The organism is Sorangiineae bacterium MSr12523 (assembly GCA_037157775.1).
In the GTDB taxonomy this organism is placed as follows: domain Bacteria; phylum Myxococcota_A; class Polyangia; order Polyangiales; family Polyangiaceae; genus Pendulispora; species Pendulispora brunnea.
Map to the genome: position 1 here is coordinate 1594002 of CP089982.1, position 13263 is coordinate 1607264.

The window sequence follows — 13263 nt, forward strand, 5'->3', positions numbered from 1 at the left end:
GCGGCCATTAGTCCGAAAGTGAGTGTACCCAGTCTCTGGACGGTCCTCGCATCTCTCGTGAGCGTCATCGTACTCCTCTCGGGTGGCGACGCCCGTGCCGAGGTTGCGACGTCCGCTCCGCGTTTGCGCACCGCCTTTTATTACGCGGCCAACGTGCCGCCCGAGCTTTTGAACCACTACGATCGCGTCGTCGTCGAACCGGAATACGCGACCGCGCTCCCGCCCCGCGCCGCTTCACGCGCCGAACTTTTCGCCTACGTGAGCCTGGGCGAAGTGCACCCAACACGCGCGTACAGTAAGCAGGTACCGACGGCCTGGGTCCTCGGCAAGAATGGCGAATACGGAGCCGACATCATCGATGCCGCCCGCCCCGAGTGGCGTCCTTTCGTGCTCGATCGCATCCTCGAGCCGCTCTACCAAAAGGGCTATCGCGGCTTCTTCTTCGACACGCTCGAAAGCTACAAGCGTTTTGCGCCCCCCTCCACCTGGCCCCGGCACACGGCGAGCCTCGCGGCCATCGTCACCGGCTTCGCCCAGCGACACCCGGACGCGAAGATCCTCCTCAATCGCGGTTTCGAATTCCTCCCGCAGGTGGCCACTTCGGTTGCCGGGGTCGTGGCCGAATCGCTTTTCAACACCTGGGAACTCGTGCCTGGCCGCGAAGGACAAGCGCCCGCGCAACGCGCCGTTCCCGTTGCCAAGGCGCAAAGCGATGCACTCCTCGCCAAGCTCCGCGAGGTCACCACGCGCTATCGCCTGCCGGTCACGGTCATCGATTACGTACCTGCCTCGGCCGGTGCCGACGCGCGCAAAGCCGCTGCCAAGAAGATCCTCGCCGTTGGATTCGCCCCGTACATCACCGGATTCAACGTGGACGAAGTTGGCCTGGGCGAGGTCGAAAGCATCTCCCGGCGCATCTTGCTTTTGCACAAGGGCGACGACCAAGGCTACCTCGGGGTGCAAGATGCCAACGTCCTCATCGCGCCCGTGCTCGAGTGGATGGGATATCGAATCGACTACATGGATGTGCGTCGGGCCCTCCCGGCGAACAACCTAGCGGGGCAGTACGCCGGCATCGTCGTCTTTCTGCCCGAGGGCGCCCCGAACGAGGCCCCGCTGGAGCGCTTTCTCATTAGGCAGCTCGATGCCGGAATGAAGATCGCTTTCATGGAGGGCTTCGGATTCAGTCCCAACGAGCGCTTTCTGCGGCGCATCGGCCTGGCCGCGGCCAGCGTCGAGGTGAAGGCGCCCATGGTTTTCAACCCGCCCGCACTCTCCCCGTACGTCGGGTTCGAGGCCAAACCCCGGGCGCACGTGCGCGAGCTCACGCCGGTGACGTTGGGCCCCAATGCCGAGGCCCTCAAGACGAAAAGCTTCCTTCGCCTGGAAGACGCCACCAAGCGAACGTGGGATGGAGTCGTGATTGGCCCCTGGGGCGGCGCCGCATTTTTCCCGTATGTCCTGCAAGAAGGACTCGAGGGTGAGCGCCGGTGGATCCTGGATCCCTTCCGGTTTCTTCACGATGCCCTGGATCTTCCGAGCATCCCGGTTCCCGATGTGACCACCGAAAGCGGCCGGCGCGAACTTACCGTCCATATCGATGGCGACGCCTTTCCGAGCCTCGCCGAGCGCCATGGCTACCCGTACGCGGGCCAAGTCGTCCTGGACGAAATCCTTCGAGCGTACCCGCAACTCCCGCACACGGTTTCGGTCGTGGAAGGTGAAGTTGGGCCTGCGGGGCGGTACCCGGAGAAGTCACCCGCGCTCGAACGCATCGCGCGCGAGATCTTTCGACTACCGAACGTCGAGCTGGCGAGCCACACGTACAGCCACCCGTTCTTCTGGGCCGACGCGGAAGCGGGAAAAACCGAGCCGCACGGGCTCGAGCCGGTGCATCTCCCGATACCCGGTTACAAGTTCTCGCTTCAACGCGATATCGCCGGCTCGGTCGACTACATCAACAAGCGACTCGCCCCGCCGGACAAGAAAGTGAAAGTCCTCTTGTGGCCGGGAGATTGTTCCCCGAGCGGTCGGGCCGTGGGCATGACCCAGGACATCGGCGTGTTCAATGTGAACGGGGGCGGGGCCACCCGAAGCCGAGAAACTCCGTCTCTCACCCGTGGCTCGGCGATGGGCGTGCCAGAGGACAATGGATCGTTTCAAGTCTTTGCGCCTGTTGAAAATGAGAACGTTTATACGAACGACTTCCTCGGTCCGTATTACGGATATCGTCGTGCCATCGAAACGTTCGAGCTGAATGAGAGCCCCCGGCGACTAAGCCACATTCCGATTTACTTTCATTTCTATTCGGCTACGAAGACGGCTGCGCTTTCGGCGGTTAAGGAAGTCTACGCATGGGCGCTCCGGCAGGAAACGACACCGCTCTACATGAGCGAATACGCGGCGAAAGTCCTGGCGTTTCAAAAAGTGACGCTGGCGCGTCGAATCGAGGACGGGGCTTGGGAGATCGGCCAAAACGGACCATTGCGCACGGTTCGCGTGGACGAACAGTGGGGCTTTCCCGACTTCGAACGATCTTCGGGAGTTGCGGGCTTGCGCGATGTGCCGCAAGGGCGTTACGTTCACCTCGTGTCGGGGGAGAAGGTGGTGCTCGCGCCCAGCGCGACGCCATCTCGGGGGGTGTTTTTAGAACACGCGAACGGGCAAATCCATTACTGGGCTCGCGAGGCGAAGGGGGCGCGCTTGCGTATTCGGGGGCATGTACCGTTGTCCATCACGGTTGGGGGAGTGCAACGCGGTGCGAACTGCGTGTTGCGGTATGGCGGCGCGGGAAGTGCATCGAGGGTCGCAAAAGGGGTGCTGGCAACTGTGAGGAGTGCGAGCGCGCAAACGGTCTCCATCATGTTCACGCTGAAAGAGACAGACACCGGGGAGGGGAGTCTTGAATGTCAATGATCACCTACGGCCCGCGAGCGGGCCTGGGTTTGCCCGACGGGCGCCCGCCATCCCGGTAGAGCATGCGCGCCTCGCCGGGTATCCGGGGCTGGTGGGCTTTGCCGTGGTGCTCACGGGCATGCTCGCCCTCGTCTTCCCGACGGGGAAGGAATATGCCGACTTCACCAGCGTGAAGACGCCGGATCGGTATTCCATTGCGTATCTGGACGTTCTCACCCGCGCAAATCCCGAAGAACTCGAGTTGCGCCTCGTTTACGTGAAGCAGCTCGGCACGCTCGGTCGCTTTTCCAAGGCGCTCGCCTTGCTCGAGCCGGTATCCCGCTCGCCACGCTACGAGGCCATGGCCAAAAACATGCGGTTCGACCTGCGCCTGGCGCAGGCGCGCTCCATTCCGGAGGGGGACCCCCTTCGGCAACAGACATTTGATCTGGCGCTCGTCGACTTGGAAGCATTGCGTCCTCTTCCCCATGACGCACCCCGATTGCGTGAGCTCGCCAAAGTGTCCTTGGAGCTCGAACGGCCGGCGATGGCGTCGGAGTTCCTTTTGCGTCTCGCGGAGCAATCGGACGATGGTGCGCGTGCGTCCATTTTGGCGGAAGCCGCCCATTGGCAGCGAGCCTCGAGTGACGGTAAACGTGCAGCCGTGAATTACGACAAGGCGGCGGCCTTGAGCACCGATCCCACCGTCGGTCGCGCCTACGCGCTCGCGAGCATTGCGGCGTTGGAAGCGGAAAGCGCAGTCACCGAAGCCGCCGATCGCGCGGCGATGTACGCGGCCAAATACCCGAACGACGTGGAAATCCTCATCCGCGCCGCCCACTTGGCCACCGCGTGCTCGCGTCAATCGGTCGCGCGGGAGCTCGGGCAAAAGGTGATTGACCTTTCACCGGACGACGAAACGTCGGACGCATTCCTGCGTGAACAAGCCAAGCGCGATCTTGGGGTGAATGACCCACAGGCCGCATTGCGCTCGATCAAACGGCTGGTAGCACGCCATCCGAACGATCTGGATCTTCGCGAGACCGAGGCCTTCGTGGCCGAGTGGGCGGGCGATCGGCACCTCGCCTACCGCGATTGGCTTTTCGTGATGAAGAATGAACGGGCGGGCCGTTCGCACGGAGGAATTCGCCTCTAATGCGGTTGTACGGTTACGGCCTGGTGTGCGCCCTCTCGATGGCGCTCCTCGGAAGCTCGCCCGCGTTGGCGGCGAAGCCTCGCAGTACGCCGCGTCCTGCTCGGAGTGCGCGCGACAACGTCGTGCGCCTTGCGACCATGCTCGACGACGAGCGCACCTTGGCGGAGTTGAAACGCGAGGGCGCGCTCAATCCCCGCGCCTCGGAAAAATCGGTGCTCGACGCGATGCGCGCGTTCGAGGCACTGGGCGATCCCGAGGGTGCGGTGGACATCCTGCGAAAACGCATCGCGCGTTTCCCCGAGGAGACGATGCCGCGTGTGCAGTTGGCACTGCTCTTCGAGCGCATGGGCAAATCGGAAAACGCGATTCCCGTGTGGCAGGCCCTCGACGAGAAATTCGGCCTCACCACCGAGCAGACGGTTCAATACGCACGCGTGCTGTCGCGGGTCGGTCGCCTCGAAGACGCCCTGATCGTGCTGAAAAAGCATCGACCCAATCCGAACGAGCCGCCGCCCAAGCCCCCGCCGCCCAATCCGGCTTCGCACGAACCGTGGATTCCCCCCGCGCAGGCCTATTGGCGTGACGTGGGCACGCTCGCTTGGCAATTCGACGACTCGGCGGAGGCCCTCGATGCCTACCGGCGCGTCTGGGCCGCCGATCACCGCGCCCCCGACGCGTCCTTTCGCTTGATGACCCTGGCCGCCGAAGTGGGCGCGCGCGAGGAGGCCACCGCGGTCGCCCTCGAAGGTTACAAAGCGGAGAAGAACCCGCGATATCTGCTTTTCATCGCCGAGCAGTGCGAGCGCGTCGAAGATTGGACCTGCGTCGCGCGTATCTTGAACGTGCCCATTTCGGAGCAGGCCCTCTTCGAAGGTCGCGAGCAATTTTGGCTGCTGCGCGCCGAGGCGTACGACCATCTGGGCAACAAGAACGCGGCCCGCGACGCTTACCGCGCAGCCCTGCGGTTGAATCCGGGCTCGGTGCCGATTCGCCTGGCGCTCCTCTGGGATGCCATCGATCGCAAAGAGACGCAGACGCTGAGCGATTACCTCAATGCATGGAAGGATGACGTCAACGGCGAGCCGGAGATGTGGAGTCCTTATGCCATCGCGCTGGTCAGGCTCGGGCGCGTGCGGGAGGCGATTCCCTTCTTCCAGCGCCGCATCCGCGCGCAACCCGGGGAATACGTGACCATGCTCGGCTACGCCGACGCCCTCGACCTCATTCATCGAGGCGACATGGCGCAGCGTTTGCGGCACCACGCCTTTGCCAAATTGCGCGAAGGCCTCGTTTCTCGCTTGCAAGATCCGGCGCGCCTTCCGCCGGACGAGTTTCACCAGCTCGAGACGCACGCGGAGCTCACGCGCAACCTGATGGGCGTCCAGGAAGGCGAGCGCTGGTTTTCCTATGCCATGACCCACTCCAAGCCGTCGGAGTACCGTGAGGACTTCGCGCTGGGTTGGTATCTAGGCAACGATAAACCGGATTATGTCAAAAAGCGGCTCGCGTCGCCGGAATCGCTCCGCTACGAGCGCCCCATCTGGGATTCGTACCGTCTCAGCCTGGCGTCCACCGAGGACGACCGTGCGGAAATGGCACGGATTCTGGGGCGTTCGCAAACCTTGGGGTACGCCGAGAAATACAAGGCGGAACTCGAAATAGGACGCGACGATCTGGCGCAGGCCACCATCCAAGAGCAGCTTGTTCGCGAAGAGCCCATCGCCGACGAAATTGAACTGCGAAAGGCCCAACGCGATATCTTCGAACGACACGCTCCTATCGGGCGCGTCGGCGGCACGTACGAATACGTCGATGGCTTGCACCTTGCGGGACCGGACATCCTCGCAGGGCATGACGTAGGAAGAGACTGGCGTCTATTCTACGACGGCTTTGGTCGAGAAATGACCTCGCCCAATCAGTCGGTCACCCTTCCGGGTGACGGACGCCGGTTCGAGGCTGACTTGGGTGCAACCTTGCGTTTTCAACAACGCGACAGCATCTTCGAAGTCGGCGGCGGAGCCAACTACCAACCCAGCAACGGCGGTAGCAAAGCGACTGCCGTACCGCATCTCGAGCTCTACCACGCGCGCGATTTCTTTCGCGATCGGGTGAGCGCCGTGTTCAGCGCGAAGCTGAACACTCAAATTGACGACACGCCCTTCATGCGTCTCGCCGCCGTGCGGGACGAAGTCAACGTCATCGGCCACTTCGGAATTACGGAGCACCTTTACGTCGTGGGCGATGTACTTGCGCGCGAAAACACCTCGCGCACCTTCGAACACCTGGGATCGGAACTTGGCGGCTCGGCCGACCTCGGGGTTCACATCTTGCGCCGCACCCCCGAGCTGAATATCGCGGTTCGAGGCAGCGTCTACCACCGCGCCAACGTGTCGGCGATTCCGGGAGATCTTCAGGATGTCATTCCCGTCGGCACCGCGAAGGACGTCGAAGCCTACCTCGCTCCGTCTTACCGCATGATCAGCGGCGTTGTGCAGTTGACACGCGGCGACTTCTTCGAGCGACAGCGAGCCGAACGGTTGCCGCTACCGCGTTATGACTGCGCGGCGGAATTTGGATATCTCTTTCCCCAGAACGCGCCAGCGGGGGGACTTCGTTGCTCGGGCAGCGTTCGCGTCTCCTCCCATGGCTACGTGAGTCTCCTGGGCTCCTACACCCTCGGCCTCTTCGGCATCGAGGATTCGACGATGTTTCGCACGAGTCTTGCGTATTCGCAGTTCTTCAATTGAACCCCCTCCCGTTTTCCCACCGCCCTACCGAGCGGATCCCTCAAACCACGGCCATTTGAAAGCAAGATGAAAACGAACACGCCATCATTCGAGACCGGCCGCCAAAGCCGGACCTGGGGCAGGCACCGGGTATCTCACCTCGTCCTTGGAGGCCTCGTTTGTGCATTCGTTGCATCGACGACCGTCGGATGCGGCAATACACAGACGCGCGTCCAACACGGGCAAGCCACGCGCCTCAAAGCGCGTTGGGCGATGCTTCCGTTCGCGAATCACTCCGAGGCGCCGCAGGCCGGTGAGCGCGTGGAGGCGATGCTGGCCACCCTGCTCCGCACGCGCGGGGTTACGGGTTTGGAGATGTACCCGGCACCGAAGGACGATGAGACGCATCTGACCGCGAGCGATCGCCAGCGCTACGAGGAAGCGCTGTCGTGGGCGCAGCAGCAGCGCGTCGACTACGCCGTCGCGGGCAGCGTCGAAGAGTGGCGGTACAAGAGCGGCCTCGATGGCGAGCCTGCGGTCGGCGTCAGCGTGCGCGTGTTCGACGTCGCGACGAAACGCGTTCTCTGGTCGGCCTCCGGAACGCGCAGCGGCACCAGTGGCGAAAACGCCAGCGGCGCCGCCCTCTCCCTCATGGATTCGATGGTCAAAGAACTGGACGTGGTGCCATGAACCGGAATTCGACCTTTCGCCCGCGTAACGCAGGGCCTCCAGAAGAATCTCCCCTTCGCGCCGTCAGCGGTACCTCCGAAGTCTCGGGTCCGCCGAACTCGTTCTCGCGCATCTTCCTGGCGTCGCTCGACAAGTATCAAAAGTCGCACGGCCGCGCGCGGCACATTGGCTCGGCCATCGAAGAGTCGGCGGGCTACATCGCGCAGCAGACGGCGACGCACGATCGCCATGCCGGCAGCGCCGCCATCAAGCTTCGGTCACCCCGCGCGGTGTTCGAAACGGTGCTCCTCACGGCGCTCCTTCCGGTGATTGGCTACTTCACGAATCCCGAGGATCCCTTCTTCTTGAAGTCGGATTGCTCGTGGCTCGTGCTCGCGCCCGTGCTCTTGGGCCTCCGTCACGGCTTCGCGCCGGCGGTGGCCAGCGCGCTCGTCCTCGATGGCCTCATGCTCGCCGCGTGGCGCACCCACTCGTTCGGTGTTTCCGTGCTCCCGGGCGCGAGCCTCATTGGCCTTTTCGTCTTCGCGATGATCACGGGCCAATTCTCCGACGTGTGGAAGCGCGAAATCGTCCGCCTCGACGGCGCCTTCAACGTCGCACGCCGTCAGCTCAACGAGCTGTCGCGCGAGCACTTCCTCCTCGAGGTCTCCTACGACAAGACCCTGGACGCCCAGGCCCAGCGTCTCTCGCCGAATCTGCGTGATGCGATTGCCGCAGTCCGCAAGCTCACCAGCGACGTGCAGGAAGTCTCCATGGATAGCCTGGCCACCCCGATTCTCGAGGTGATGGCCCAGTATTGCCTCATCGAGACCTGCTCGATTTACGCCGTGCACGACGGCGTCCTCGCGGCCCGTCCCTCCGTGTGCATGGGCGGCACGCAGGGCCTGGTCATCGCGAACGACCTTCTGGTCGCCGAAGCCTTGCGCACCAAGAAGCTGACGACGTTGACCGAGGCCGGGCGCGACTCCGCCAAGGCCAAGATGCAAACGAGCCTTCTCGCGGCCGTGCCCTTCGTCGACACGGCGGGCAATGTGCACGGTGTGCTCTGCATCGAGGCGATGCCCTTCGTCGCCTTCGACCGAAAGCACCTCGAGACGCTGTTCATCTTGGGCGGGCACTTCGGCGACATCTTGGCCGCGCGGGGCTCGACGAGCCACCTGGAGCTCGGCCGCCGTTACGAGTTCGAAGTGCGCATGCGCCGCGCACTGAAGGACCTCAAGGATTACGACATTCCGTGCAGCGTGTTCGGCCTCGTCGTGCAGCGAAAGAGCGCGGTGAAGGAGCTCGTGAACACCGTTCTCGGCGACGCCCTGCGCGTGCTCGATTTCCCGCTCGTCGAGCGCACGCCGGATGGCAACTACGCCGTCTTCAACTTATTGCCGATGACCGACGAGGCGAATGCCCAATCACTGGTTGCGCACTTCGCCCACCTCGTCGAGAGCGAGCTTCACACCACATTGCTGATGGCTGGCGCCGATCCCTTCATTCACGTGCTTCACAAGGAGCAGTCCGTGGACGACGTGATGGCCCTTCTCTTGCACAAGGCGCAGCCGGGTCGACATGTCTCGTTCGAACATACTGCGGTGGGTTAGCGTCGCGACCCTCGCGGCGTTCTCGGTGCTCGATCTCGCATTGATCGGTGCCGCGCTTGCCTATCCGTTCCTCACCTTCATGTTCGTGGCGCTCCTCGCAGTGAGGGGCGCCTTGTCGGCGTTGGGGAGCGTGGTGCATCTGCTGGGCGCCCCTCAACAGGTGTCGTCGGCGAAGGTGCCGTTTCTGCTCTTCGCCACCTTGATGCACTTCTTCGTCCCGGTGGTGGGCTTCGTCGGCATGTCCGCGGTGCTGCGCCTCGGGCTCGGCGCGCAGCGCGTGGAGGAGGCCCCCGCGTGGACCTCGTTCAGCTTCGAGGGCGAGGCCTTGCCCAAGCGCACCTCGCCGAAGCAGCGCAGCATCACCCCCGCCGCGCTGGAAGATCTTCTTCGCTCGCAGCGGACGACGCCGGACAAGCGTTTTCAAACCGTACTTCAGATTCGCCACTTGCCGCAGAAGCAGGGTATCGCCCTGTTGAAACTTGCGCTCAAGGACACCTCCGACGAGGTGCGCCTCTTTGCCTTTTCGCGCCTGGAGCGCTTTCGGAACGACTTGGAAATGCAATCGCGCGAGCTGACGGAAAAGCTCACCATCACCGATGGGCCGGGAAAGCCGCTTTTGCATCTGCGCCTGGCCGAGGCCTATTGGGAAATTGCTTATCTCGGGCTGGCCGAGGGCGCGGTGCTCACGCACGCATTGAAGAACGCGCAGGACCATGCGACCGCCGCGTGCAAATTGCGGCCGGGAAGCGCGCCCGCGGAGTTTCTCTCGGGGCGAATTGCGCTTTTGCAGAAAGACTACGGTGACGCATTCGGAGCTTTCGAGCGCGCGGTGCATGCAGGGTACACGCGTTTGAAGGCGCTGCCCTACATGGCCGAATGCGCATTTCATCAGCAGCGTTACGACGACGTTCGCACGATGCTCCACGAGGTGGAAGCGTCGGGTCGCGAGGCGGCTCAATTCCAATCGGTGGTGGAGTTCTGGCGATGAAGACGGGTCGAGGTCCCAAACTCCGTCCCGGCGAGGTGGCGGACGTGACCTTGCTGCTCGAAGGAACGTACCCCTTCGTGAGCGGCGGCGTTTCGAGCTGGGTGCATCAGATCATCCGCGGGCTGCCGGAGATTCGCTTTTCCCTGGTGTTCATCGGCGGCTCGCCCGACAAGACGGAGAAGCTGCGCTACGAGCTGCCGCCCAACGTGGTGCACCTCGAAGAGCATTACCTCTCCGATGTTCCCAAAGAGCAGCGCGTCGTCGCCCGTCGCGGCGACGAGGCGTTCCATCAGCATGCGCGCGCGCTGCACGACATGCTGGCGACCGTCGGAACCGTGGCCTCGCCCCCATCGTCGTCGTGGAGCGGAGGTTGGCCATCGTTGGGCCAGCAGCCCGTAACGCAACAACGTGTTCCGCGACGCGTGAGCGGCTTCGTGGCCTCGGGTTCCACGTTCGAGAGCTTGGCCCAAGCTGCGCGTGAGGTCCTCTCGCCCGGTCCGGCGAGGGGTGGTGCGCTGGCCGAGGTCTTGACGCCCGTGGTTGCGGACATGATGAAGAACCCGCACGGCTGCGAGCGCGACTTCCTCTTCAGCGAGCGCTCTTGGGAGATGATCACCGAGCGCTACGAATCTGGCGCACGCGAGCGCTCCTTCCTCGAATATTTCTGGTGCGTGCGCTCGATGCACACGCCCCTTTTCGTCATGGCCCGCGCCGCGGAGAGCATCCCGCCGTCGCGCGCGTTCCACGTCATTTCCACGGGTTTTGCCGGCTTCCTCGGCATGCTCCTCAACCGCGCGCGCAACGTCCCGCTCATTCTGACGGAGCACGGCATCTACACGAAGGAGCGCCGCATCGAGCTCCTTCAAGCCTCGTGGATCAAAGACGAAGACCTGCCCAGCGAGACGTTCGGCGGCATGAGCGGCATCGGCCACTTTCGGCAGATGTGGATCCGCTTCTTCGAAGCGCTCGGCACCATGACGTACGCGGCGTCGAATCCCATCATCTCGCTCTACGAAGGCAATCGCGCGCGGCAGGTTCAAGACGGCGCCGACCCCTCGCGCACGCGGGTGCTGGTCAACGGCATCGACATCGCCCGCTTTGCGCCGCTCCGCGCGAAGCGCACGCAGGGCGTGCCGCGCGTGCTCGGTTTGATCGGCCGCGTGGTGCCCATCAAAGACATCAAGACCTTCATCCGCACCATGCGCGTCGTCTCGACCGAGCTCCCCGGCACCGAAGGCTGGATCATCGGCCCGGAGGAAGAGGACCCGAATTACGCTGCCGAGTGCCACGACTTGGTCAAAGGCCTGGGCCTCACCGGGGTGGTGAAGTTCCTCGGCTTCCAAAAGGTGGAGGACATTCTCCCCAAACTCGGGCTCAACGTGCTCACCTCGATCAGCGAGGCGCAGCCCCTGGTCGTGCTTGAGGCGTTTGCCGCCGGTGTGCCTTGCGTCTCCTCCGACGTGGGCTGCTGCCGCGAGCTCATCGAAGGCTCCTCCGAGCAAGACCGCGCCATCGGCACCGCGGGAACGGTGGTCAAAATCGCCGATCCCGAGGCCACCGGCCGCGCGGCCGTGGAGCTCTTGAAAGACGAACGCGCCTGGTACGCCGCGCAGAAGGCCGGCATCACCCGCGTCGAACGCTATTACACGCAGGCCCAAATGATCGACCGCTACCGCGCGGTGTATCAGTCTGCGTTGGGGGGCAACGGATAGAGCGATGGCAGGCATTGGTTTCGAGCTTCGGCAGCACCTGCAGAAGGAGTCGTACACCGACCTCTTTCGTGCATACCTGGTCGCAGGTGTCGTCGGCTCCGGGCCGTGGCTCATCTCGATCTGCTCGCTGTTGCTCATCAATTTTTGGGGGCATGCCTATTCGCGTGACCCCGAGGCGATCACGCAGTTCTCGGCGACGGTTACCCATCTCATGGCCACGTCGCTCGTCGTTTCGGGCCTCGTGCAGCTACTTTTTACCAGGTACGTCGCCGACCGCATTTTTCAGAAGAACGCCGACGCCATCGTCCCGAACCTATTCGGCGTTCTGCTCCTCACGGTCATTGGCACGGGCACGCTCGGCTCGCTGGTGTCGCTCCTCCTCTTTCCCGAGGGAGGGCATCTCGCATTCCGCGCGCTGCTGGTGACGGGCTTCGTGTTGCTCTGCAACACGTGGGTCCTCACCGTGCTCTTTAGCGGCATGAAGGCCTACCGGTCCGTCGTCGTGATCTTTCTCGGCGGCTACACGGTGACCGTGGGCGCTTCGCTCGCCTTGGCGAGTTACGGGGCCGGTGGCTACCTGGCGGGCTTCTGCCTGGGCCATGGCCTCATGTTCTTTTGCATGCTCGTGATGGTGCTGCGCCAATATCCGAGCCAGCGTTTCATTGCGTTCGACTTCCTCAACAAGAAGCGCGTCTTTCCCGAGCTGGCCCTCACAGGCTGCCTTTTCAACGCGGCCATCTGGGCGGACAAGTTCATCTTCTGGTGGAACCCGGTGACCTCGGAGCCGCTCATTGGCCCCATTCGGTACTCCGTCGTTTACGACATACCGATTTTCGTCGCCTACCTATCCATCATTCCGGGAATGGCCGTGTTCTTCGTGCGCATCGAGACCGATTTCGCCGAGAGCTACGAGCTGTATTACACCGCCGTGCGCCAAGGCGAGACGCTGAACGAGCTTCGCCGCCTTCGCAATGGGCTGGTCGAGGCGGCGCGCGCGGGCATCTACGACATATTCCGCATCCAGGGCCTGGCGGTGGCGGTGCTCCTTCTGATTGGCTCGAAGGTGTTGAACCTGTTTCGCATTCCGCCGTTCTACCTGTACCTGTTTCGCATCGACGTGGTGGGCGTCGGCTTTCAGGTCGTGCTGCTCGGCCTGTTCACGATTCTGTTCTACCTCGATTACCGAAAGCTCGTCTTGTACATGTGTGCTTTCTTCCTGGTGGCCAACGTCGTGCTCTCCTTGGTGAGCCTGCATCTCGGCCCCCGCTTCTACGGCTTCGGCTTCGCCGTGGCCGTCGCCCTCACCAGCGTACTCACCCTGGGCCTCCTATCGCGCAAGCTCGATCGGCTGGATTACGAAACGTTCATGCGCTGAGCCCCCCAGAAGATTGAACAGGGAGGGGGGGAGGCGGGGAGGGAAACAACGCGAATCCCACCGCGTGCCAAGGCTTTTTTAGGGTTTCAGTTGGCTTCGTGAGCCAAATGAAAACCCAAACCAGCCTCG

At 63.3% G+C, this 13263-nt stretch carries 8 protein-coding genes; all 8 read left to right on the forward strand.

What is annotated here, in order from left to right; translation table 11 throughout:
- The first annotated feature begins 18 nt into the window (after positions 1-18).
- The 8 genes from LZC95_06310 (at position 19) to pelG (ending at position 13134) form a co-directional block, all read left to right on the forward strand.
- Positions 19-2916 (forward strand): endo alpha-1,4 polygalactosaminidase, encoded by a 2898-nt coding sequence (locus tag LZC95_06310; protein WXA96451.1) that lies wholly within the window; start codon positions 19-21, stop codon positions 2914-2916.
- Positions 2903-4051, forward strand: coding sequence for a hypothetical protein (locus LZC95_06315; protein ID WXA96452.1), 1149 nt, complete (start codon positions 2903-2905; stop codon positions 4049-4051). Before LZC95_06310 ends, LZC95_06315 begins: the two co-directional genes overlap by 14 nt.
- On the forward strand, positions 4051-6798 hold the full coding sequence (locus LZC95_06320) for a tetratricopeptide repeat protein (protein WXA96453.1): 2748 nt from the start codon (positions 4051-4053) through the stop codon (positions 6796-6798). The genes LZC95_06315 and LZC95_06320 overlap by 1 nt, the downstream gene beginning before the upstream one ends.
- Positions 6799-7050: 252 nt before the next feature.
- On the forward strand, positions 7051-7467 hold the full coding sequence (locus tag LZC95_06325; GenBank protein WXA96454.1) for a hypothetical protein: 417 nt from the start codon (positions 7051-7053) through the stop codon (positions 7465-7467).
- Positions 7464-9059, forward strand: a complete 1596-nt coding sequence (locus LZC95_06330; protein WXA96455.1) for a hypothetical protein — start codon at positions 7464-7466, stop codon at positions 9057-9059. Before LZC95_06325 ends, LZC95_06330 begins: the two co-directional genes overlap by 4 nt.
- Entirely contained in the window at positions 9028-10047 is a 1020-nt protein-coding gene (locus LZC95_06335; protein ID WXA96456.1) for a hypothetical protein, read from the forward strand. The genes LZC95_06330 and LZC95_06335 overlap by 32 nt, the downstream gene beginning before the upstream one ends.
- Positions 10044-11759 (forward strand): GT4 family glycosyltransferase PelF, encoded by a 1716-nt coding sequence (gene pelF / locus LZC95_06340; GenBank protein WXA96457.1) that lies wholly within the window; start codon positions 10044-10046, stop codon positions 11757-11759. The genes LZC95_06335 and pelF overlap by 4 nt, the downstream gene beginning before the upstream one ends.
- 4 nt (positions 11760-11763) lie before the next feature.
- Positions 11764-13134, forward strand: coding sequence for an exopolysaccharide Pel transporter PelG (gene pelG / locus LZC95_06345; protein ID WXA96458.1), 1371 nt, complete (start codon positions 11764-11766; stop codon positions 13132-13134).
- Positions 13135-13263: the final 129 nt, after the last annotated feature.